21 protein-coding genes are annotated in these 23585 nt (G+C 63.2%); 8 read left to right on the forward strand and 13 right to left on the reverse strand.

Features of this window, described 5'->3' with window-relative positions; genetic code table 11:
• Window positions 1–89: 89 nt before the first annotated feature.
• Entirely contained in the window at window positions 90–1202 is a 1113-nt protein-coding gene (locus tag B0G71_RS14365; protein WP_116142481.1) for a PHB depolymerase family esterase, read from the forward strand.
• Between the two features lie 151 nt (window positions 1203–1353).
• Here B0G71_RS14365 and B0G71_RS14370 read toward each other — a convergent pair whose 3' ends face one another.
• Entirely contained in the window at window positions 1354–2163 is an 810-nt protein-coding gene (locus B0G71_RS14370) for a mechanosensitive ion channel family protein (protein WP_116142482.1), read from the reverse strand.
• A gap of 192 nt (window positions 2164–2355) precedes the next feature.
• Here B0G71_RS14370 and B0G71_RS14375 point away from each other — a divergent pair, with 192 nt between their 5' ends.
• Complete coding sequence (locus B0G71_RS14375; RefSeq protein ID WP_106280280.1) at window positions 2356–2571, forward strand: DUF2945 domain-containing protein; 216 nt, start codon at window positions 2356–2358, stop codon at window positions 2569–2571.
• Between the two features lie 56 nt (window positions 2572–2627).
• Here B0G71_RS14375 and B0G71_RS14380 read toward each other — a convergent pair whose 3' ends face one another.
• The 3 genes from B0G71_RS14380 to B0G71_RS14390 form a co-directional block, all read right to left on the reverse strand.
• Window positions 2628–4325 carry a bifunctional diguanylate cyclase/phosphodiesterase gene (locus tag B0G71_RS14380; protein WP_116148603.1) on the reverse strand — a complete coding sequence of 566 codons (1698 nt, stop codon included), beginning with the start codon at window positions 4323–4325 and terminating at the stop codon, window positions 2628–2630.
• Between the two features lie 356 nt (window positions 4326–4681).
• Window positions 4682–5182, reverse strand: a complete 501-nt coding sequence (locus B0G71_RS14385) for a GAF domain-containing protein (protein WP_106280276.1) — start codon at window positions 5180–5182, stop codon at window positions 4682–4684.
• Window positions 5183–5368: 186 nt separating this feature from the next.
• The gene (locus B0G71_RS14390) at window positions 5369–5794 is read right to left on the reverse strand and encodes a molybdopterin-binding protein (protein ID WP_116142483.1); all 426 of its coding nucleotides are present in this window, start codon (window positions 5792–5794) and stop codon (window positions 5369–5371) included.
• Between the two features lie 265 nt (window positions 5795–6059).
• Here B0G71_RS14390 and B0G71_RS14395 point away from each other — a divergent pair, with 265 nt between their 5' ends.
• The 4 genes from B0G71_RS14395 (at window position 6060) to B0G71_RS14410 (ending at window position 10135) form a co-directional block, all read left to right on the forward strand.
• Window positions 6060–7670, forward strand: a complete 1611-nt coding sequence (locus tag B0G71_RS14395) for an SH3 domain-containing C40 family peptidase (RefSeq protein WP_116142484.1) — start codon at window positions 6060–6062, stop codon at window positions 7668–7670.
• 131 nt (window positions 7671–7801) lie between these two features.
• Window positions 7802–8269: a VOC family protein gene (locus tag B0G71_RS14400; protein WP_116142485.1), complete on the forward strand. Its 468-nt coding sequence runs from the start codon at window positions 7802–7804 to the stop codon at window positions 8267–8269.
• A gap of 36 nt (window positions 8270–8305) precedes the next feature.
• Window positions 8306–8779, forward strand: coding sequence for a VOC family protein (locus tag B0G71_RS14405; RefSeq protein WP_116142486.1), 474 nt, complete (start codon window positions 8306–8308; stop codon window positions 8777–8779).
• A 144-nt stretch (window positions 8780–8923) separates the two neighbouring features.
• Complete coding sequence (locus B0G71_RS14410) at window positions 8924–10135, forward strand: MFS transporter (RefSeq protein ID WP_116142487.1); 1212 nt, start codon at window positions 8924–8926, stop codon at window positions 10133–10135.
• Between the two features lie 90 nt (window positions 10136–10225).
• Here the strand turns inward: B0G71_RS14410 and B0G71_RS14415 are convergent, their stop codons facing one another.
• The 6 genes from B0G71_RS14415 to B0G71_RS14440 form a co-directional block, all read right to left on the reverse strand.
• The gene (locus B0G71_RS14415; RefSeq protein WP_116148605.1) at window positions 10226–11029 is read right to left on the reverse strand and encodes a transglutaminase family protein; all 804 of its coding nucleotides are present in this window, start codon (window positions 11027–11029) and stop codon (window positions 10226–10228) included.
• A gap of 141 nt (window positions 11030–11170) precedes the next feature.
• A complete protein-coding gene (locus B0G71_RS14420; RefSeq protein ID WP_116142488.1) occupies window positions 11171–12088 on the reverse strand; it encodes a transglutaminase family protein in 918 nt (305 codons plus the stop codon).
• A 406-nt stretch (window positions 12089–12494) separates the two neighbouring features.
• Window positions 12495–12866, reverse strand: coding sequence for a DUF6984 family protein (locus B0G71_RS42645; protein WP_116142489.1), 372 nt, complete (start codon window positions 12864–12866; stop codon window positions 12495–12497).
• A complete protein-coding gene (locus B0G71_RS14430) occupies window positions 12863–15226 on the reverse strand; it encodes a DUF6531 domain-containing protein (protein WP_181916773.1) in 2364 nt (787 codons plus the stop codon). Before B0G71_RS14430 ends, B0G71_RS42645 begins: the two co-directional genes overlap by 4 nt.
• A gap of 661 nt (window positions 15227–15887) precedes the next feature.
• Window positions 15888–17297, reverse strand: coding sequence for an HdeD family acid-resistance protein (locus tag B0G71_RS14435; protein WP_116142491.1), 1410 nt, complete (start codon window positions 17295–17297; stop codon window positions 15888–15890).
• A 244-nt stretch (window positions 17298–17541) separates the two neighbouring features.
• Window positions 17542–18468, reverse strand: coding sequence for a recombination-associated protein RdgC (locus tag B0G71_RS14440; RefSeq protein WP_116142492.1), 927 nt, complete (start codon window positions 18466–18468; stop codon window positions 17542–17544).
• Window positions 18469–18687: 219 nt separating this feature from the next.
• On the opposite strand from B0G71_RS14440, the gene B0G71_RS14445 reads away from it, so the two are divergent.
• Together B0G71_RS14445 and B0G71_RS14450 are read left to right on the forward strand one after the other, a co-directional pair.
• Window positions 18688–19236, forward strand: a complete 549-nt coding sequence (locus tag B0G71_RS14445) for an ester cyclase (RefSeq protein ID WP_116142493.1) — start codon at window positions 18688–18690, stop codon at window positions 19234–19236.
• Between the two features lie 85 nt (window positions 19237–19321).
• Window positions 19322–19642: a hypothetical protein gene (locus B0G71_RS14450; RefSeq protein WP_116119385.1), complete on the forward strand. Its 321-nt coding sequence runs from the start codon at window positions 19322–19324 to the stop codon at window positions 19640–19642.
• 16 nt (window positions 19643–19658) lie between these two features.
• On the opposite strand, the gene B0G71_RS14455 is transcribed toward B0G71_RS14450, so the two are convergent.
• From B0G71_RS14455 to B0G71_RS14465, 3 genes are read right to left on the reverse strand one after another with little or no spacing between them, the layout of a single operon-like run.
• A complete protein-coding gene (locus tag B0G71_RS14455; protein WP_116142494.1) occupies window positions 19659–20918 on the reverse strand; it encodes a glycosyltransferase in 1260 nt (419 codons plus the stop codon).
• A 5-nt stretch (window positions 20919–20923) separates the two neighbouring features.
• Window positions 20924–22270, reverse strand: coding sequence for an O-antigen ligase (locus B0G71_RS14460; protein WP_116142495.1), 1347 nt, complete (start codon window positions 22268–22270; stop codon window positions 20924–20926).
• A complete protein-coding gene (locus tag B0G71_RS14465) occupies window positions 22270–23397 on the reverse strand; it encodes a glycosyltransferase family 9 protein (protein ID WP_116148607.1) in 1128 nt (375 codons plus the stop codon). The genes B0G71_RS14460 and B0G71_RS14465 overlap by 1 nt, the downstream gene beginning before the upstream one ends.
• Window positions 23398–23585 lie beyond the last annotated feature (188 nt).

Genomic DNA, 23585 nt, shown 5'->3' on the forward strand with positions numbered 1-23585 from the left:
GCGCGGCGCTCGACTCATTACCGTGGCTGAAGCAGCGGCTCATCAGTCGACTCGCTCATCCACGGCCCACACAGGTCACTGCAACCATCATGAAAATGAACGAAGATTTCCTGAAATCGATGACAGACGCCTTCGAGCTATTGCGCACGAAGGGCCCGCAGGAAGCCACCGCGGCGGTTCAGCGCGCGCTCGCGGGCGGCAAAGCGAACGAGGCCCGCGTGGACCACGTACCAGCGTCGAACACGCCGTCGAATGCGAGCGAATGGGCGCAAGCGTGGTCGCAGATGCAAAGCCAAGCGCAGACCCAGGCGCGCCCCGCTCCGCACGCCCCTGCCGCGCCGGCTTTCGACGCCGACTCGCCGGGCACCTTCAGCACGCACACGTTCAGCAACGCAGCCGGACAACGCCAGTACAAACTTTACGTGCCGGCTGTCTACAACAGCGAACCATTGCCGCTGATCGTCATGCTGCACGGCTGCACGCAGAACGCGGACGATTTCGCCGCCGGCACGCGCATGAACGAAATGGCCGAGCGTCATGGCTTTATCGTCGTGTATCCGAATCAGGCGCAAGCGGTGAATCATTCGAAATGCTGGAACTGGTTCAAGCCCGCCGATCAACTACGCGACCAGGGCGAGCCGTCGTTGATCGCCGGCATCACGCGAGAAGTGATGAGCCGCTATCGCGTGGATCCGGCGCGCGTGTATGTCGCGGGCCTGTCGGCGGGCGGCGCGATGGCGGACATCATGCTGAAGACGTCGCCCGATCTCTACGCCGCGGCTGGCGTGCATTCGGGCCTCGCCTACGGTTGCGCGAAGGACTTGCCTTCGGCGCTCGGCGCGATGAAGGGCGGCAAGGCGCAACGCAAACGCGCGCATGGCACACCGCAACGTCCGTTGATCGTGTTTCATGGCGACGCTGACACCACCGTCCATCCGTCGAATGCGGCCGAGATCGTCGCGGCCTTCGACGCGGGCACCACTACCGTCAGCGAGCAATCAGGCGCCGCAAGCGGACGGCGCGCGTATACGCGGCAACGGCATGTCGCGGCGAACGGCGTGGAAGCGGAGTCGTGGTCGATTCACGGCGCGGGCCACGCGTGGGCAGGCGGCAGTCAGCGCGGTTCGTACACGGACCCGTCCGGCCCCGACGCCGCCGCGGAAATGGTGCGATTCTTTCTCGCCCATCCGCGTATGCATTGAGCCTGCACCGCGGCGTCGAGCCAGATCGATCGCGTTCAACATGAGTGACCGCTGCCTGGCTGTAGAGACGGTGGCCTGATGATACGAGACGCCTCGCTCTATACCGGCGCCGACGGACAGTAAAAGGCTCCGCTAAAGACAGCGCCGCGACCTAAGCCGCAACCGGGCAACCGGCCTGTTCGAGCGCAGCCTGCGCGTGCTCGTGCAGGTCGCCGCTGGTCAGCGACGCGTCCGGCGTGCGCACCCACGCCGCGATGCGCAGTGTCGCGCCGCCGTCGTCCGGATAGTCGGCGACGGTGACGACCGGCGCGAGCGTGGCGCCGCTCAGTACGCGCGGTTCGTCGGCGACGAGTTTCTTCAATTCGCCGATCGCGGCGTCGACGTCCTTGCGCTGCGCAAGGCCCACTTCGACCTCGATGCGCTGCGTGCCACCGCTGCTGTAGTTGATCACCGGATTGCTCCAGATCTGGCTGTTCGGCACGAACACGGCATTGCCGTCGCCGCGTTCGATGCGCGTGGTGAAGAGCCCCACTTCGCGCACGATGCCCGCTGCCGCGCCGCTGCCCTCGATCACGTCGCCGACTCGAAACGGACGCAGCATCAGCAGCATCATGCCGGCCGCGATATTTTGCAGCGTGCCTTGCAGCGCGAGTCCGATCGCGAGACCGGCGGCGCCGAGCACCGCGAGCACGCTCGCAGTGGCGATGCCGACTTCGCTGAGCGCCGCGATGAATACGAGCACCCGCACGGCCCAGGTGCTCATGGCAGCCAGCATCGGTGCGAGCGTCGGGTCAGCATGCGTGCGCGCGAGCGTGCGGGCGAACATGGAGCCGATGCGGTTCGACAGCCACCAGCCGACCGCGAGGATCAGCACGGCCAGCACGATATGAAGGGCGTCGTGCGTCAGCATGACGAGCAACGACGGCTGGAAGTGAAAGAGTCGGGTTAAGAGATCGTTCATCTCGAGTCTTCGCTCCGTTACGGTGTAAGTGCCCTGACGCACCGAAGCAGGATACGTTCCCACCCCTTACATTTCACGTGCGAAGGCACGCGGCTTGCTGGCCAATGCGAACAGTACCTGTGCGAATCATGCGAAGCCTGATGAGCGAGGCAGTTTCACTGCTGCCCTTGGTCCGGCAAAAAGGAGCGCCACATGTCCCAACATCTGAAGTCTGGCGACCGTGTCAGTTGGAACACGCCGCAAGGCGTCACGCACGGCAAAGTCGTGCGTGTCATTTCAACTCATACGACCGTGGACGGCAGAACCGTCGATGCCTCGACATCCGACCCACACTACGAGGTACAAAGCGAGAAGAGTGGCAAGCATGCCGTTCATCGCGGCGACGCGTTGCATCGATTGAAGAATTGATACGGATGGCTAAACACACCACGCGCACGGCGATCCATGCTTGCGGCAACCCGGCTTCAAAGAGTGCCCAAAGGCCTCAGCAGATTACGCAGTGCCGCAACAGTAACCGGTCGCGAGAACCAGAAGCCTTGCGCTTCATCGCAACCGAGCGCTTCGAGTTGCGCGGCCTGCTCGGCCGTTTCGACACCTTCGGCCGTCACGCGCAGTTTGAGCGCGTGCGCCATCGCGATGATGGCGCCCACCAGGGCCGCGCACTGCGGATCGGTGCTCATGCGCATCACAAACGAGCGGTCGATTTTCAAACGGTTCAGCGGAAAACGCGTCAGATAAGCCAGGCTCGAATAGCCGGTGCCGAAGTCGTCCACTGCGACCTCAACGCCTAGATCGCGCAGGGCAAAAAGCGTCTGCAAAGCCTGTTCGGTGTCACCGAGCAGCACGCCCTCGGTGATTTCCACTTCGAGATACGAGGGGTCGAGCGCGGCATCTTCCAATGCCTCGCGGATCGTTTCGAACAGATTGTGCCGCTGGAACTGCTGCGGCGAGACGTTCACCGCGAAGCGCGGCAAGTGGCCCGTCAGCCGCAGCAACTTGCCGGCGTCGCGGCACGCGGTCCGGATCACCCACTCGCCGATCTGCTCGATCAAACCCGCCTCCTCCGCAACCGGCACGAATTCGACGGGACTGATCAGGCCGCGTTGCGGATGGTTCCAGCGCAGCAGCGCCTCCACTTGCGCGATGTGGCCGTTGGACAGCGTAACCTGCGGCTGATACACGAGATGCAGTTGCTGACGCTCGATTGCGTCGCGCAACATGGTCTGCAGTTCGAAGCGGCGCGCGGCCTGGCCTTCGAGCGCGGTGGAAAACCGCCGCACCGCGTTACCGTTCACCGCCGAAGCCGCCGACAGCGCCACGCCCGCGCGACGCATCAGCGTAGGCGCATCGCCGCCGTCGGCCGGATAAGCCACGATGCCGATGCTTGCGGTAATGGTCAACGCGGTGCCGGCGTAGTCGATCGCCTCGGCGATGCGGCCTAGCGCTTCGGCGGCGAACGCATCGGCCGCCGGGCCGGTTTCGTTGACCAGCAACGCGAACTGCGTGCCGCCGATCGAAGCGATGGTGCCGTCGTTCGGAAAGAGACCGCGCAAGCGTTCACCAACAATCTGCAGCACGAGTTCAGCCGCATGCAAGCCGAGCGCGTCGCGCAGTTTGCGCAGATGATCGAGCTCGGCGATCAGCACGGTAAAACCGCTGCCGCTACGCTCGCAACGCGCAATCGTCAGTTCCAGCCGTTCGGTGAATAGCGTTTGATTCGGCAGGCGGGTCACGCCGTCGTGATGCGCGACGTACCAGAGGCGCGCTTCCGATTGCGCGTAACGCGTCATGTCGATGGCGATGCCCACATACAGCGCCGCGCAAGCGGCCTGGGCGGGCTCGTTGACGAGCGGCGCCAACGCCAGCACCACGCGAACCGGCGTACCGTTGCGCCGCAAAAAGCTCCACTCGCCTTCATAGCGCGACGTCACCATGGCAAGCGGCGGCAATTCGGCGCGGCGTTTGGCCAGTTCGGCGGGATCGAACAAAGACTCGAAGGTGCGCCGACCGATCAGTTCTTCAGCCGCCCATCCCGTCAGCTTCTCGAAAGCGGCGTTGATGGAGTCGAACGTGCCGTCCGCGGTGCAGGTAAACATGCCATAAGGCGCCGACGCAAGCGCGGCATCGCGCGTACGCGTTTCAGCGTAGAGGGGGACGTGCATCGCGCCGGCCTTTGATTTTCCTGAGTAGTGAAAGCGATCGAGCGTTTTTTGACGCGTGGGCGCAACCAGTAGCCCCGAAATTCCGGTCCGATGTTGCGGGCAACCGTGCGTATGATAACGGCTTTCGCGCCCCCGCCGAATTGGCCGCGGCGGCGGACGTTGAAATGTCAGCGGGCTGGCGGTGGCAGTGGTGGCGGAACGCATGCGTGTCGCCAGAACCTGGAGGCGGTTCGTCGCGCTCGCGAGCTGCCTCGAGCGCGTTGGAGAGAACTATGGCGGGATGAGATCCGCCGACCGATCCCGGAACTGCATTGACTCTATATACGGAAAAGCAGAAGGCGCCGCCGTTCCGTTTTTTACGCGGCGCGCGGAAGCGCTGCTTCGATGAACACCGCGCACAGTGCTTCCATGCCCTTCGCGTCTTCTTCGTCGAAGCGCGCGACGCTCGGGCTGTCCACATCCCACACGCCGATCAGCGTGCCGTCCGGCGCGACGAGCGGCACGACGATTTCCGATTGCGAGGCCGAATCGCAGGCGATATGGCCGGGAAACTCGTGCACATCGCGCACCACCTGTGTCTCGCGGGTCTGCGCGGCCGTGCCGCAGACGCCCTTGCCGAGCGGAATTCGCACGCACGCGGGCTTGCCCTGGAACGGTCCGACGACCAGTTCCCGACCGTCGTGGAAATAGAAGCCGGCCCAGTTCAGATCGCTGAGCGAATGAAACACGAAGGCGGAAAAATTCGCGGCGTTGGCGATCCAGTCGGTTTCGCCGGCGAGCAGCGAGCGCGCCTGCGCGACGAGTTCTTCGTAGTGCGCGGCTTTGGGCAGATGCGAGGCAGAGGAGACTTCGAACATGACGGCGTCCGTGATGAAAGCGGAAGGAGGAACAGCGAGTCGTGCAGTTTAAAGCAAGCCGCCATTTCCTTCACGGCGCGCACGCGCACGGCGACGGCCACACAGCAAAGCCCGTTCTCCTTCCGGTTCCGGCAGACCCGTCGGCCTCCGCGCAAGGCGGAAACCAACGGAACAACCACACGACCATTACTGATCGACGCCGATGATCACGCTCGATGCCTTGAAGATCGCCGTCGCCGCTTTGCCGTTCGCGAGACCCAGGCGATCGACGCTTTCATTGGTGATGATCGCCGCGATCTGCGCGCCGCCGGCGCTGATCGACACTTCGGAATTCACCGCGCCCTTCGTGAGCGCCGACACCGTACCGGCGATGCAATTGCGCGCCGACACCTGATTCTTCGCGGCATCGACCATCACGATCACCGACGACGCCTTGACCAGCGCAAAGGCTTGTTTGCCCACCGCGAGACCGAGCGACGTTGCGCTGCCATGGGTGATGATCGAGACGATCTCCAGGCCGTCCTGAGTGCGCAGCGTGACTTCGTCGTTCACGGCGCCATGCTTGAGTTCGGTGATTTCGCCGGCGAATTGATTGCGCGCGCTGGTTTGCATGTTGTTCTCCCTGGTTAGGCGACCTCGTACGAACGTTGGTTGGAAGCCATCTGTCGGGTTGAGCGGTGAGCGTCGTGAAATGCTCGCCGGCTGCGGAAAGCTGCGCGTAAAGCGCGGTATCGCGCAGCCGCCATGAACAATGCGAACGCCCAATGAAACCACATAAGCATTATGCATGGGCGTGCACAGCGCGGCGCCGGTCGAACGTGCCGCACAATGCGCCGACACCGTATCATCGTGCCCTGGACCTTCTTCGCCGAAACCTATGCCCGTTGCCGTTCCATCCCGCCTTGCCGCCGCCTGGCCGAGCGCCCGTCGCGGCGCCGCGCTATGCGCCATGCTCGCCGCGATCACCGCGTGCAGCAACCCGTCGCCGACGCATGACACGCACACCCAACTCGACACCGTCACGCTGTTCCCCATCGCGCATTACGACCAGAACGTCGATCACTGGCTCGAACCGGACAGTCCAGGCTACGACCAGCCGTTCCTGAGCGCGGCGGAACAGCAGGCGCACTTCAAGGCGCTCTACGCACGCTACTTCGGCACTGGCACCGCGGCGCCTTCACCGTGGAATGCCAGTTTCGTGACGATGCGCGTCTATCGCCAGCAAGGCGCGGACATTGCCGCGTTGCAGCAGCGGCGCATCGCCAGGTTCGATAACACCGGCAAGAGCGGCGCGGACATCGGCTACGGCGAAAATTTTCGGCCGCATGACAAGGCGTGGATCGACGCCATCGCGCAAAACATGAATGTCGCGCAGTTCACGCAGACGGCCGTCTATCAGCCGCAGCGCCGCGCAATCGCCACCAGCAATCTGATGGTGCGCGAACTGCCGACCACCGACCCGTCGTTCTACGACCACCGCCTGGCCGGCGAAGGCTATCCGTTCGACAACCTGCAGATCTCGGCCGTGCGTCCCGGCACGCCGCTTTACGTGCTCGGCGGCAGCGTCGACGGCGCGTGGCATTACGTGCAGACGCCCGACGTGCAAGGCTGGGTGCGCAGCGACGGCGTCGGCATGGCCGACGATCGCTTCGTCGATACATGGCGCGCCGCAACGGGCAAAGCGCTCGGTGCGGTGATCGTGGCGTCGGCGCCAGTGCGCGACAGCCGCGGCGTGTTCCGCTTCGACGCGCCGGCCGGCACGCTGCTGCCGATCGTGCCCGCCAACGCCGCGCGACCGGCGCAAGCGAAACCTGCCGCGAGCGACATTGGCGCCGCAGCCGAGCCGGCAGCGGCGCGTCAAATACTCGTCCCGGCCCGCGACGCGGACGGCCAGGCGCTGATCCGCACCGCCGCCCTGAGCGACGCGCAAATCGCGCCGGCGCCGCTCGCCGCCACGCCGCGCCATCTGGCGATGCTGATGAAAACGCTGATCGGCCGCCCGTACGGCTGGGGCAATAGCGGGCTCTACAACGACTGTTCGTCGGAACTGCAAAGCATCTTCGCCGCGTTCGGCGTCTGGCTGCCGCGCCATTCGTCCACGCAGATGAGCGCCGGCCGCATGATCGACCTGTCGTCGTCCACGCCCGCGCAGCGGCTCGACTATCTGGCGCAGCACGGCGAGCCGTTGCGCACGCTGATCTACATCGGTGGGCATGTGATGCTGTATATCGGCAACACCACCCGCAACGGCAGCGCGGTGCCGGTCGTCTATCAGGACGTATGGGGCTTGCGGCCCGCCGACGACAGCCGGCGCGCGGTGATCGGCGGCTCGGTGATTCTGCCGCTGTTCGAACACATTCCCGAAGACGCCACGTTGCAATCGCTCGCGGCGACGCCGACGTTCCAGATCAGCATCCTCGGCGCGCCGCGTGGTGGCGCGCCGGCGCCGTCCGCCGCGCCGCCCGACGAGGACAATCCGGCCGGTTGAGACGCGCGCCTGAAAAATATTTTTCCCGGAGTGTCGATTCACCGGTCACGTAACCGTCGTAACGTTGAAGACCTGACTCGACCGAGTCGGTCTTTCAACTCACGAACCTGTTACTTAAAGGAGTCGCCGTCATGTCCAGCAACGCTGTCAAACCGATCCCCGAGGGAATGCATTCGCTCACCCCGTATCTGATCTGCGCCAATGCCGCCGAAGCCATCGCGTTCTACACGAAAGCCTTCAACGCCGTCGAACAGGTCCGCCTGCCGGGCCCTGGCGGCAAGGTCATGCACGCCACGCTGAAGATCGGCGATTCCATGCTGATGCTGACCGACGAATGGCCCGAGCACCAGTCGTTCGGCCCGAACACGCTGAAAGGCACGCCGGTTACGATTCACTACTATGTGGAAGATGTCGACGCCAGCTTCAAACAGGCCGTCGACGCCGGCGCGACCGTCGTCATGCCTGTCACCGACATGTTCTGGGGCGACCGGTACGGTCAGGTGAAAGACCCGTTCGGCCATAGCTGGTCGTTGGCCACGCACAAGCGCGACCTGAGCCCGGAAGAAATCCAGAAAGCCATGATGGACTGCATGAAGTAAAGCGCGGTCCGTTCGGTGAGAAGGAGGAGAAACGTCATGCAAAAGATTGCGCCGTGCCTGTGGTTCGACGGCAATGCCGAAGAGGCGGCCCGCTTCTATACGTCCGTGTTTTCCGATTCCCGCATTGCCACCACGATGCATTACACGGACGCCGGACCCGGGCCGGCGGGCGACGTGCTGGCCATCACGTTCGAGATCGAGGGCCAGGAGTTCATGGCCCTGAACGGCGGCCCGCAGTTCCCCTTCACACCGGCGATTTCGCTGTTCGTGCACTGCGAGTCGCAAGAGGAAATCGACCGTTACTGGACGAAACTCCTGGACGGCGGCAAGGAGTGGCAATGCGGCTGGCTTCAGGACCGCTTCGGCGTCTCGTGGCAGATCGCGCCCGACGTACTCGGCGAGATGCTGCGCGACCCGGACACCGTCAAGGCGAGCCGCGTGATGAAACAGATGATGAGCATGGTCAAGCTCGATATCGCGCCGCTCGAAGCGGCTTATCGCGGCGATTGAAGTGCGCCCCTGACCGCGCGCTGGCGTCGGCGCGCGGGCCGCTTGCATGCGTTGTGCATTCACAGCGCAGCGAGCGGACGAAGGGCGCGACAGCTCCATCTTTGATAGGATCGGTCTCGACCCATTAACGGCGGGACATGAACGGTGCGCGTCAACCATCAGGCTTTCTTCTGCTCGCTGTTTGTCGCGCGTCTCGCCGATCAGGTCCTGCTGTTTCTCGTGCCGCTCGTCGTCTTCCAGACCACGCATCAAGTCTCGTGGTCGGGCCTCGCGTTCTTTATCGAAACGCTGCCGCGCTATCTGGTGTTTCCTTTCTTCGGCGCGTTGTGCGATCGCATCTCGCCGCTCAGATTGATGCGCGTCAGCCAGGCGGTGCGGGCGCTGGCCTGCTTCGGCGGCATATTCGCTTATGCGTTGTTTGGTGGCATCGGCTGGTTGATCGCACTCTCGGCGGTGTGCGGCGTATTGACGAGCCAAGGCCTCGTCGCACGTGAAGTCATGCTGCCGCAGATCTTCAGCACGCAGCAGTTCCAGCGCGTGCTCGCCTACTCGCAGTTGGCCGACCAGTTGGGCTTCGTGCTCGGTCCGATGCTCGCCGCGCTGCTGCTCGGCCTGTGGCGTTGGGAATGGGTGGTCGGCGTAACCGGCATGCTGTTTCTTCTCGCCGATGCCGCCCTGCTGCTGTGGCAGCGCACCAGCGGTTTTCGCGCCGCCGAGCCGCCGCCTCTGGCGCCGGGCCACTGGACGCTGCCGCTGCGCATCGCGCTGCGTCATGTGCTGGTGCTGCCGGGCCTGAAGAAAGTCGTGCTGCTCGCCGCGGCCGAAAATCTGGTGATCGGCGTGACGCTCGCCACGTCCGCGGCCATGGTGACCGGCCTTCACGCGCAATCGAATCGCTACTATGCCGGACTGCAAACCGCCGGCGCTGTCGCCACGGTGCTGATCCTGTTGACGATCGCACGCGCCGCATGGCCGGCGCGCACGCTGGGACTGGTCGCCTTCGTCTCGATTTGCGCGGGCGGCGTGATCGCCGGCGCGAGCGCGGCACCGTGGGGCTATGCGCTCGGCTTCCTGCTGATCGTCGGCTTCGACAAGATGTTCAACGTCTACATCCGCAGCGCGCGGCAACAAATCATTCCAGCGCAAGACTACGGCAAGACGACCGGCGTGGTGATCCTTCTGAACAACATGACTCAGCCGCTCGCCGGCTTGCTGGTCAGCGTATTCTCGGCGCGCACGCAAACCGGGCCGCTGATCGTCATTCTTTCACTGACGATGGGCGGCATCGGCGCGGCGGTGTCGATCGGCGCGGCGCTGGTGCGAAGCCGGAAGCGCGCACTGGCGCTCGGGGAATGAAGCCGCAGCGGCTTGCCCGAATGTCGTGATCAATCTCGGGCGCGGGCTACGCTGCGCCCGGGTGGCTTGAGGTCGTTATCCGCAACACAGCTAGACCGCCTCGCATACCACCGCGAACTTCAACAACTGCGTGGGCCCAAATGCATTGCTGAGCGCCACGTCGGCGGCGTCGCGGCCGCGTGCCATCAGCACACGTCCCGTGCGCGGCGCGTTGTTGCGCGGGTCGAAGGTTTGCCAGCATCCGCCGATGTAGGCCTCGAACCACGCGGCGAAGTCCATCGTCGCGTACGGCGGCGGCAGGCCGACGTCGCTGATATAGCCCGTGCAATAACGCGCTGGAATATTCATGGCCCGGCATAGCGCCACGGCCAGATGCGCGAAGTCGCGGCACACGCCTTTGCGCTCCTGCCACGCCTGCCAGGCGGTCTTGGTCGGCCGTGCAAAGTCGTAGCCGAACACGATGTGGTTGTGCACGTAGTCGCAGATCGCATCCACGCGCCCGCGGCCGAGCGGCAGCTTGCCGAAGGTCTGCCACGCGAATTCGGAGAGCAGATCGGTTTCGCAATAGCGGCTGCCGAGCAGAAAGACCAGCGTATCGTCGGGCAGCATTTCCACCGGATGCTGTTCGGTGTACGGCGGCCGCATCTCCGGCTCGGACGACACCTCCAGCACCGCACTCGTCGAAAAAGAGATTTTTCCCGGCGGCGCCACCAGCCGGCTGCACAGATTGCCGAACGAGTCGCGATACTGGCGGATCGGCACCGGCGGATCGACCACCAGCACATCAGGATTCAGCACCTCTTTCGCGTGCGAATAGTGGGTGTTCAACATCAGCATCATCGGCGTCGGTTGCACGCACTCATAGACCAGCTCGTAGCCAACGCGCAATTTCATCGCAGCGCCCTTTTCCAGTTGAAACATTCAATTGACCCGGACGGCGAGCCGCCCGCAGCGTCACTCCCGCAAACACTTTTCGATTCGACGCGCCGTGATTTTCGGCGCGCGTTCATTCGCCTTATTCGCGCTGGCTGGCCGTCATTCGCCTTCGGTCACGCTCACGTCCACCTGCAAGCCGCGAAACGAATGCGGCGCGCCATGCCACGTGCCCCACAACGGCAGCGCCTGATAGGCGTTCCACGCCACCGCCACGCGAATCAGATGGCGATTGCCGACGATGCTATTGGTCGGGTCGAAATCGACCCAGCCGGCGCCGGGCAAATAGATCTGCAGCCACGCGTGCGTCGCGCCGCCGCCTTGCGTGGCGTCATGCTCGGGCACGAACAGATAGCCGCTCACGAAGCGCGCCGCGAGGCCGAGCGAGCGCACCGCGTCAATCATCAGCACGGCAAAATCGCGACAACTGCCGCTGCGGCTGCGCAATGTGTCGCCGGGACGGTTCACGCCTTTTTCCGTGCGGCGCACATAGAAAAACGTGCTCTTGATTTCGAGCGTCATGGCACGTAGCAGCGCCATCGTGCCGCCACTACCCGCGCTGCTTTTGCCACCTTTGCCGCCGGTCTTCGCAGAACTGCCCAGGATCGGCACGAAGCGGCGCGCCCATTCGTCCACGTCGCTGTCCGGATACTGGCGGCTGCGCGCGTTCACGAGATCTGAAGCTTCCTCGTTGGTGTACGCGAACGGCCAGTTCACCGCATACGGCTCGAGCGCATAATCGGGCATGGGCGCTTCGAAGTGCTCGAGTGTCACTTCGCTGTCGAAGCGCAATTCGCTCGCCTTGCCCGCGAAACTCGCGACCGCCACCGAGTTGTCGAACACGTCGTGCAGCCAATGCAGCCGCGACGGCTCGGGCGTAATCACCAGCTTGTTCGTGACGAGCCGCAAATCGTGGCTCGCGCGCGGCCGGAACATCATGCGATGTTCGCCGAAGCGCACGGGCTCCGAGTAACGGTAGACGCTGACGTGGCGCACCGTGAAACGCTGCGGCTCATTCATCCGACCGCCCGATGGATGCCGCCGGGTTCATCGTGTCCATCGCGTTCGCGCTTGTAAAAAGCCGCTGCCGCTGCGGACAAAAAAGCGCGCGGCGCGGTTTTGATCTTCAATGAGCCACGGCCGGGTTGCGGTGTGGTCGAGTGCTCTCAAACAGAAACTGACGGGTTGAGCATACACCCGCCATATTGGTTGAAAGTACTCATTTGGCCGCGGCATCGCGCGGGGAAGTTATCAACAGAATCTGTTCGCGGGGCTGTGGACAAATCACACTCTGCGATAAACAGCCCCGCCGCACGAAGCTTGGCGGGGCGGCGTGCGGGAAAAGCTTCGTCCCCGACAGAAGGACTGTCCTGAATCCCGCCGTAAAAAGGCGGCACGGGCGCGCTCTTTGGAGTACGGCCCGGCGCTATTGGATGGGTGACGGTTTTGGGACTATTTGTAATGTAGCCCAATCCGGTCCCTGCAGCCCCCCGTCTGCCCAACGTAGGAACTCGAGTTCCAATAGTCGGTTGCCCGGGTCAGCGAATAACAGAACACAAACTTCTGCGCCGTCCGCATCCAGTACCCGTCCCTCAAATGGAAATGTGTGCTGCCCGACATGGTGGGGCCGCTGGTAACCCTCGATGTGGAAAAGAATCAACGACCCATCGTCAAGTGTCGGTTCTGCACGGGCCCGTTCAAGGTCAGACAGGAGTTCGCCCCTCTCCTTGTCATCAAGCCGGAATGCAATACTGCGAATAAAGGCTCTTTCGCCATCAGTTAGTTCACGAAGCATCATTTGACCACGAAAATTGTGCCAACACTCACCTGTCCGTCCGCGTGCACATATGCCCGGAATTCCACAGGAAGTCCATCCACGGTAATCTGTTTGATCGTGTTTGTGTTGGGAAGCATATCCGACCTCATTGCATTAATCTCATCAGCCACCTGCGGCTCCGCGTGATCGAGATTAAGACCGTCGCGCACCGCTCGGTTTATATAGTGGTCCCTTTTGAAGACAATGTCTGCAGCATTGTTACCGCCCGTAGGTTTGCACTGTTTCGCTTCTGTCGCTTGCTGAATTCCATTTTTCGTTGCCCACATCGGATCTTTGGCAAGCTGGAACACGAGCCACGCAAATCGAGCGCCCGCAGCAATTGCGCATTCGGGACACACCGGCTCCAGCCCCGGTTCCTGCGCGAACTGCAATGCCTTAACCATACCGAGCAGGTTCAGCGATGGCCCTGCGGGCAAGACTCCAGACTCGATATTCTCAAGCCACTTATCAATCTCGCCATCGGAGATGGACAGGTCCGGGCCAAGATTTGTCGACACGGTACCCGCACGCGCAGCCAGAGTTCCGTCAGCCGCGTAGGTATAACTGACTTTGAGAGCGCGTTTAACGTTGCCATTGAGTGGGCTCGCGTCTTCAAAGTACTGAAAACCAATCAGGCGTCCACGTGCATCGTAATAGGGATTCGCAGTGAAGCCCGGACTACTGAACTGGATTGCCCGGTGCGCTGAATCTCGAAGACCTATAAAAAGTACCTTGCCAGACTTCCTGTCATTGATCGAGCGGAGGTTGCCAGTCGCGTCTTGCGTTATTCCCCATTCGCCGGTTAACTGACCGTCGTCGTACATCTGGGCGAACGTCAGCCGGTTCGATGAGTCGAACACCATCCCATAAGCACGGGTTGGGCCATCGGCCAGGGTCGCCGCCAATCCGTCCGCACCTGTCGTATCCGTTGTCCGTCGTTCACTGATGCCGGTCGGATTGCCATTCGCGTCATAAACATACGTACGGAGCCATCCTGGTGTCGCGACCATATATGGGCGCAGGCTCGCGGAGTCAGCGTAGCGCACCGACGTGATCGCTGTCGCGCCGGAACTACTGATCGAAATTGCCCGGATGGGGCGATTGCTATCGTCATACTCGTACTGGACGTTCTTCCCGTACGGTGCGACCTCGCTCGTGAGTTTGCCCCCCGCGTCCCAACCCATGCTGTAGCCAGCATCGCTTCCCGTCGCGCGCAACATTCCTCCGAACGGGGCGAAGTTCACGGTCGTTGCGCGCTGGCTACTGGTTATGGTCGATGTGTTAACGCCATAGGCAAACGCCACATTCTGCTGTGCATTCGGATGGGTTACTGCCGTGGCACGCCCCACTGCGTCGTATGCCCAAGTCGCTATGCGAGTCCCTGCTTCGTCAATCACACCAGTTAAAGCACCGGTGAAGCGGGCGTCCTCATAGGCATAACGGCGGACGTTTCCATCTGGCCAGGTAACGGAAACGAGGTTGTTGTATCCGTCGTAGGCGTACTGCGTAACGTTCCCGATTGAATCCGTCAGTTGGGTAATGCGCTGCCTGGCATCGTAGGTCAGACGGATACTTAAGTCGTAGTACGGGTTCGATCCTGCCGCGTGGTCGGTAACCGCGACGAGCAGTCCCGCTGCTGGCGCCACGGAAGCTGGGGTATTCGCATCGCTGTATGTGAGCGTAGCCACCCGACCATCGTGTTCAGTAACAGACAACAGAACGCCTTGTGCGGAATAGGCTTCCCTGCTGCCGTTGGTTAAGTCATCGAGCGTCCACGATGAAGAGGCTTGCGTCAGCAACAGTGGCGCTCCGTCCGCAGGACGCCATCCGCCAGAAGCCTTATTAAAAGTCGCTGGATGGCCATCTTCACGGTAAGCCGTTACCCGTGCCGGGATGCCATTTACGCTCGCAAGATTAAGCTGGCGCTGCCAGTTGTGAAACCAAAGTGACCCCAAGCCGGAATCCGGCCGTGCAACCGGGCGGCCGCGGTAGGTGCGGCTGAATACAAAAGGCCGATCGTCACCGCTATGAAAATCAACTTCCCTGACCGTGGTTGCGCCTGAACTCGCGTAGACCGGGTCGGCTACCGAACAACTGTTATCGGCACTAGTATCGTCTGGCGGCGTTCCACACCACCTCGTGATTCGCGACGGCTCGTTGACGCAATAATGATTCGACAGATTGATTGGAGTATTACCCCATGCGTTTGCGAAACAGGTCGGCGTTCCCTGTATCGCTCCCGATCTGACATAAAGAGGGGCGCACACGCCATCTCCTGCCTCCGCGTTGGCCCCGAACGCGATCGTGAGCAGCACGAGTGCGGTCAGCAGGCGGGCCACCATTCCCGCTGGACTCTCTTTAATTCTGTTTCTTTTCGTAGTTATCCGCATTAGTAGCACTCGGCTCAGGACCAAGCACTCTATCCGGACCGCAGTGACCAGAAAATCCGAAATCTCCCAAGATTGCGCTTACTTTTCGCAAGGATATGCTGGCCTTCATCTACACCTACACGCGACTTAGGAAAACAGCTCCACGCCAGTCATCCACCTGCCAGATACAACTTTTGAACAGCGTCTTGTCAGTGCCCACGGAGTGAGAGCGCATTGATTCGTGAGTCGGGAGTGGACGTTGATTCCTTTCGCCTTGCGTTCACTCGGCCAGACAGTCGACTGCCATCGTTCACGATGCGGCCGCGATCGGCGTCGCCAGGTTTAAGGAGCGTCCCTTCGCTAACGCTTGCGAACGATTTTTCCCCACGATATTCCTCGCAACACACTGCGGTGCCACGATGAGATGAACAACCGGAGCCAGCGTGCCAACAACTAACCTATTGAATTCAAACGGAACGGAAGTTCGTGAACCATGTGCTCCGCGGGACAGATTTATCCACAGAATCTGTTCGCAAATCTGTGCATAACTATCCGGCAAAAACTGCAAGCCGTTGATGCGATTGCCGTTTCTGCCGCGACGCCGAAGTTAGGCAGCGCATGCACCCGGCGCGCGTCATTCGCGCACCGTGCCGCGCGCCGCGTCGTCGGCAACGTGCGCGTGACGGGCCTCTTCGCGCCACCGCTGACGCGAGCGAACCATTCTGCGCACCGCGAGCCGTGCCATCTTGACCCAGCCCGAAGGCCGCGGGTCGGCCAGCATGCTCAGCGCACGCGCGTAGTCGAGCGTGAGGCCGGGTGTCCACGCCATCGTCGCGGCTCGCTTGCGCACTTGCGCGGCGACCCACAATTCCGGCGTCGAGATCACGCGCAAAAACGGCTGCCAGCCGCCAAGATTACCCCACACGCGCGACGAGGCGCCTTCGATCGCGGCTTCCAGTGCCCGCGAGACACTGCTCGAGCAGTTGCGATGCGTGAGGTTGTAAGTCGTGTCCTGTCGATACGTCTCCCAGAAGCGGCTCAGGCGAACCGGATCGTAGTTGCGGATGCGCACCTGAACCGTCGACGGACACCACGCTTTCGCTTCGGTCGGGTAATCGGGCTGGAATAGTCCCGGCATGTCGTTCTCGCGCGTGGCACGCAGAAGCCGCGCGAAGTCGTCCGGCGAACGATCGATCTCGACGCCGGGATACAGGCTGATATAGACGCCCTCGGGCGATTCGAGCGCGGCATGGCCGGTCGATATCACGCCGTTGCGATCCACCGCCGCGATATAGCGATCCACGATCAATTGCCGGCGCGCCTCGCCCTTGGCCGAACCGACCGGCGTCCACACATGCACGGTCAACGCGGCTTCGTCGGCGGCCGGCGGGCCGTCCCATTCGTGCGCGATCAGACGGCAGGCGGCCAGCGCGCTCGCGGCGGCAATGCCGGCGTCGGCCGCGGAGTCGCCGGCGGCGACCGCGGGGTTCGACGCGAGCCGCCGCACCCGCGTGCTCAGCAGGATCATGTTCCATCCGCCAAAGATCAGCCCGAGTCCGACACAGTACGGCACCGTGCCCACGTAGTGGGTCGGATAGGGTTGATAGAAGAAAATCGCCAGCGCAATTTCGACGGCGCCGCCGATCATCGCGAGCCGCCATGTGCGAAAGCGGACCACTCTTGCCGCGACGATCTGCAGGAGGCCATCGGCGAAAAAGAGCGTGCCGAAGATCATCGACAGAATGAAATTGCCGTGCTCGTGGCCGATCAGAATCAGCGCCGCGGCAGTGGTGAACGCGATGCCTTTCACGTAGCGCAGCGTGCGTTGCCCGCCCATGCCGGTCCAGGCGACGGCTAGCGTGGCAAGGCCTTCGAGCAACAGCAACGAGACAAACGGGGTGATGGGAAAATAGAGCGCGCTATCGAGCGCGTCGATGAACACGAACACGCCGAGCAGAAAACTGATGCAACCGGCAATCCGCAACGATCGCCAGCGCGTGCGCAGATAATCGACGCCCAACAGAATCATGACCAGACGAACCATTGCGAGTCCTCCGTGACTGATGCGTTCTGCTGATCGCCATCTTAACCAGTTTGGCGGCGCGGGCGCGCGTGGCCCGGGAGTGATCCACGAAGCGACAGCGCACATTTGCCACGCCTCGCTCGCGTATTTTTGTGCCGCTCACGCCGATGCGCTTTCGCGCCCAGATCGATTGGCCACAAAAAAGGCCGGCGCGGAAATGACTTCAACGCGCCGGCCTGCAACGAACCATGAAACCAGAAGCTGCTTACGCCGCCTTGGCTTGCGGCATGGCTTCGCCGCCCTGCTCGCCACCCAACGCATAGAGCAGATTGCTCAGCATGCGGTCGAGTTCGGCGGTCATTAACGTGACGTCGGAGTCGAAGCGTTCGTCATCGTTTTGCGCGGTGGGGTCGCTCGCTTCCTTCAGCACGTCGAGCGGCGCGATGCGCTTGATCGTCAGCGAGGGCGTCAGCACGAACGACACGCGGTCGTTCCACGTCATTGCGAGCCGCATGCATTGCTTGCCGGCTTCGATATGACGGCGCATATCTTCGGCATCCAAAGTATGTCCCACATAGCGCACGGTCGCGTTGCCTTCGGTGGGCGAACGCAACTCGGTGTCCTGGTCGAGCGTGAAGCCGGCGGGGCCCTCGCCTGACAGCAGCCATTCGGTCATGGCGGCGACCGGCGAGTGCGTGACGCGCACCGTGCCGAGCGGCAATTGATCGATCGACTTGACCAGCAGGCCGCGCACTTCATCGGCGACCGCTTGCGAAGCCGCGTCGATCACGAGCCAGCCGTTCTTGCAATCGATCCACACGCGCGTGTCGCGGCGAATGCTGAAAGCGCGCGGCAACAGTTCGTCGGTGACCTGTTCCTTGAGTTCGCGCATCTGCTTGCGGCCGGGTTTGAAGCCCTGCTGATCTTCGAGTTCGAGCGCGCGTTCCTTGGTCACCTGCGTGACGACCGACGCCGGCAGCAGTTTCTTTTCGGCGCGAAACACCAGCAACATCTGGCCATTGAGCGAATAGACCAGCGAGTCGTTATCGCGCGGCGATGCCCAGCCATGGCTTTGCATCTCGACGCTGTTGCCGGGCGCGAACGCGTGCGGCGCGAGCCACTTCTGCATCTGTTCCGGAGTGACGGACCACGGAGCGGGAAGACGGTGAAGCTGAAGGTTTTTGAACCACATGGGCGGAGTCGTGTACGGGCAAAGCGCACCATTCTATCTGACGATAGATGTCGCGCGGTCGGCTGGAAGGACTCTGTTACTTCGTCGCCCGGGCGTTCACGGCGTCGCGGTCATTTTCAAATAAAAACAGATAATCCTTTAAGCGACAGACTGATTATCAAACACGGCCTTACTCCGGAGAATACGCTTCATCCACTTCAACTCTCTCGGGAGCGCACCATGTCCACCTCTTCCCTCTCGCGAATCGGCCGCCACGTGCTGATCGCCGCGAGCCTCGCCGGCGCCTTGAGCGCCCACGCCGCCAGCGACGCAGACCTGCCCGTGCCGCACCACGTCGCCGTCGCGTCGAACTCGGCGCAAAGCGCCGAAGTCGTGCGAACCGCCCGCCGATATGCCGCCTTCTGGAATACCGGCGACGAGGCCTACGCGAAGCTCGCACTCTCGCCCGCCTTCATCGACCGCACCTTGCCGGATGGACGCCCGCAAGGTCCTGACGGTCCGCTGCAGGCGTCGAAAGGTTTTCGCGCGGCGGTGCCCGACCTGCACGCGGAAATCGACGACCTCGTGGTGGCCGGCGATCGCGCCTCGGTTCATCTGCATTTCCATGGTCATTTCACCGGGCAGTTCCAGAACCTCAAAGGCAACGGCCAGACCGTCGATTTCCAGGCCTTCGATCTATATCGCGTGAAAGACGGCCACATTGTCGAAAACTGGCACCTCGAAGACAACCTGACGCTGCTCAAGCAACTCGGCGCCATCAAGCCGTAACGGTTTAGCCGTAGCCGTTTTGAGCGCGCGTTACGTTTAAATCACCTAGACTTTTTGACAAGCGCGTGACTAGACGGAGGCGGCCATGGCCGATCAAACCGCAGCCTGGCAGATGGTGGAGTACGAGGGATTCGAGATTCACGTAGCGCCGTTCCTGAAGAACCCGCCCAGCGAAGGGCACACGCCGAGCGCGGCGAATCTGCGCTACACGTATATCGGCTACGTTTGCCATCCGGGCGCGGACCCGGCCATTCCCGGCCATGCGGTGCCGTTTCACCCCGACGGCGAAGAGAGTTTTGCCGGCGAGGACGAAGCCGTGTATGAAGCCGTGCACGTGGGCCGCAGTATCGTAGATGGCACGCATCCAGACCTGACGGTGTTGCCGCTAGTGACTGGCGGCGTGTGAATCTCGGGCTTGCGCTTCAGCGAGGCTCCAGCACGCCCGACGGCGAGCCCTGCTTCGCCAGCAGGCGCACCGCCAGTTCCAGCATCCGCTGATTGGCGCGTGGCGGCGTGAACGTCTCGACTTTTTGCAGCGCGGCTTGCGCGACGCTGCGGCGCAGCTCGGTGTCCGTCAGCAGGCGTTCGATGGCGAGCGCCATGGCGTCCACGTCGCCGATCGGCACCAGCAGACCGGCCTTGCCACCTTCCAGCATATCTCGCGGACCGGTCGGGCAATCCGTCGACAGCACCGGCGTGCCGAGCGCCATCGCCTCGCCGAGCACCACGGCGCAACCCTCATAGCGGCTGCTCAGCACGAGCATTTCTGCCTGCCGGATATAGGGCAACGGATTGGCGCAGAAGCCAAGAAACTGTACCGATGCACCGATCCCCAGTTGGTCGGCGAGTTGCTCCAGTTCGCGCCGGTCCCGCCCTTCGCCGATCAGAACGAGCGCCGCCTCGCAGCGGCCGCGCTCGCGCAACTGGGCGTAGGCTCGCAACAAGGTCTTGTGGTCCTTCTGACCTTCGTCCAGACGCGCCACGGAAACGATGAACGACTCAGCCGGACGTTCGATCTCCGCGCGCGCGGCCTGCCGCAGCGAGTCGACGTCGATCACATTCGGCAACTCGACAATGTCCATCTCCACGCCGGTTGTCGAAAAGAGTTCCCGCGCCTCGTGCAGCATGGCGGGGATCAGCACGGTGATCGCCGAGTAACGCGCGTAATGCCGCACGCGCCGGGCGATGTACCGCGCGCTCTTGCCGCCGAGCCGTGCCGCCAGGCTGAAATGATTGACGCCGAACCAGGGCACGTTGCCACTGCCCGCCATATGGCGCAGCGAAAAGTCGAAATCGCAAACCAGATCGTGTTGCTTGACCAGATGCCGCATACGCAGCGCCAGCAGCGGCCGGATCGCGCCGTAGGTCGACAGCTTGTGCAGTAACTTCTCGCCGGTGCCCAGCTTGCGCCGGCGCGCCGCGTCATGCAGCGCGTACATCCATTTCGACGAGGCGAGCACGTGAACGGGAACGTCTTCGGGAATGGACTGCGCGCGCCAGAACGCCAGGTCGTCGGTCGGATACGCCACCGACAGGCTCGGCGCGAACAGGCGCCGGTCGAGCGTCTTCAGCCAGGCGAGCAACGCGGTCTCGGTGCCGCCTTTGCCGAAATCGTTGATATGAAACAGGATGCGCAGCGGGGTGCGGTCGGCTTCGATAGAGCGGGTGTTCACGTTTGTCATCCTGGTTATTCGCCCAACTCGGCCGTTGGCGCTTCGCGCCGCTGTTCACTGCGCGCCGCCGTGGATTGCCCACGTGCGGTCCCGCTCGACGCTGCGCCCGGCGCGCGCGCCTGTTCCGCGCAACCTAGCAGCAGGCCCGCAAAAGCCCAGAATGCCAGCATGGTGGTCTGCCACATGAAGTCGTCGGTCGAATTTTTCGCGATCATACCGGCCACCAGCGCAACGCCCGCGGCGCACTGCCACGGCTTGACTCGCCGCAGCCGCCAGAAACGAAAAACGAGGCACAGCAACAGCACGGTCTGCAGCACCACGCCGACGAATCCCGTCTGCAACCACGTGTTGATGAACAGGTTGTGCGCATGCGTCAGCGCTTGCGGTTCGACCGCCAGCAAACTGGCCGGCATCTCGCTGCGATAGACGATACCCGGCAGCGGCTTGCCGAAACCCACGCCGATCCACCGGTGGCGCTCGGCCTCGTGGATATAGAACGCCCATAGCTTCGGACGCGTGTCGGCCGACACCGTGTCGCCGATCGCGGAAAGCGAACCCGGCACATAGACCGGATGACCGTCGATCGCCAGGTCGTGCGGCTGCTGCACGGAAGGAGGCAGAGCAGCCGTGCGCAGGCGGGAGCTAAGTTCGAGCGTGCCGACGCCGGCCGCGCCCACCACGGCAATGACCAGCAACGCCAGCGGCAGGCGCCGCCGGTACAGCGGAAACAGCGCGACCAGCAGCGTCGCGGCAGCCGCCGGCCAGAAGAACCGGTTGAGCGTTGCGAGGCCAATGAAGAGGCACAGCACGATGCCGCTCGCGCCGATCACGCGCCAACGAGGCCGCAGCATGAAGCCCGCGAACAGCGCCATGGCAAATACCGCGAGCGTGCTGGTGTGGCCGACGCGGTTATAGAAATGCATGGGGAAGGTATTGGCGGTGGGCGGTTGCAAATGCCCCCAGTTGAGCGCGCTGATCACGGCGACCGCCACGCAGGCGATCCAGTTGACGGCCACCACGGGCTCGGGCCGCCGCAGTTGGGTGCCGAATAGCCAGAAGCCCCAGAACGACACCAGCGGATAGAGCACTTCGTCGCACCAGGCGTGCAGACTGATCATCGGATACATGGACCACGCAACCGAGGCGAGGCTCCAGCCGGCCCAGCCCGCGATGGGCAGCGCCAGCGGCCAGTGCCGCGGCGAGGGCCGCTCGGGCGACCAGGCCGCCGCCGCCACACCGAGCGCCATCAGGGCGAGCGCGTTGAAGACGATCGCCGTCATGTGGCCGAACATCACCACGAACAGAATGACCGGACAGGCAACCCAGAACACGCGCTCCACTCGCGCAGCCGTGTGAGTCATTACACTTTCACCAGAACATTTTGCAATGCGTTATATACCGACTCGACCGACAGCCGGCCCATGCAGTCGGCATGGTCGCCGCGCCACGCGACGCAGGTTGTCTCGTTGCGATCACAGCGTCGCACCCATGCTACCTCTCGGCGGAAAATAAAAGGCTGATCGCGGCACGGCATGTCGGCGATCGTAATCGGCACGAAGGGCACCTCGCGCCAATAGCGGCCCGCGCCGTGAATCAGCGCGTTGCCAGGCCCGAACAGCGCGAGCGTGGGCACCCCAATCAGACGCCCCAGATGCGCGACGCCGGTATCGGGACAAACCACGGCTTGCGCGCCGGCAAACAGATGCCACAACTCGCCGAGGCCGAGCCGCGCCGCCAGGTTCGGATGATGCGGGTCCGGATCGATCGCGCGAATCAGTTCGGCCTCGCCCGGACCGCCGGTCCATACCGGCAGATAGCCGAGTGCTTCCACGCGTTGCGCCAGATCGCGCCAGCGCGCGTTGGGCCAGCGTTTGACGCTGGTGCTCGCGCCCGGATGCAGCACGACGTAAGGCTGGGTCAGCAGCGACGGCTCGGGCAGCGCCGCATGTTGCGGCGCGCGCCAGTCGGCGGGGCGATAAGCGCGCGGCGGCGGCCCGTCGATCAGTTCCGTGGCGAGGTCGGCCCAGGCCGCCGCCGTGTCGGGATACGGCACGCTGCGGTTGAGCGGCCAGTTTTTCCAGGCCGGCCGATCGCCCGAGTGTCCGACGATCCAGCGGCAACCCGCGCCCAGCGCGAGCCAGCTATGACGATTGTCGCCGAGCACCATGCCGAGGTCGTAAGGGCCGGAAAGCAGAACGTCGCGCACGGACTTCGAATCCCGCGGATCGAACGGCAAGGCCGTGACGTCGAAGGGCCGGCCGGCGTACAGCGGCACGATCGCCTTCGGACAGGCGAGAACGATCTGCGACTGAGGGTATTGCTCGCGCAGCTTGGCGAGCAACGGCGTGAGCAGCAGCGTGTCGCCCAGCAACAGATGATGCGCAATCAGGATACGGCGCGGATGCCGCGACTCGCGGCGCAGTGGCTTGATCAGCAGTCGCGGGATAGCCCGCGCAAAAATACGAAGACGCCCGGCAAGCCGACTCATAGGCTCATCGGCGCGTGGGTTCCCGCCGCGATCTTGCAGTACGCCGATACCCGGCGTGAGGTCGCGTTCGCCATGCACAATCTCCAGCGGTATTCTTCCCGAAGGCCTCCAGCGCAGCGGCGACGGTCCCGTCACGGCGGGCTGGCGCGGCTCGGGACGCGGCGCCTTTGGCCCGCCGCCTGTCCAGG

Source organism: Paraburkholderia sp. BL27I4N3 (genome assembly GCF_003386115.1).
Lineage (GTDB): Bacteria > Pseudomonadota > Gammaproteobacteria > Burkholderiales > Burkholderiaceae > Paraburkholderia.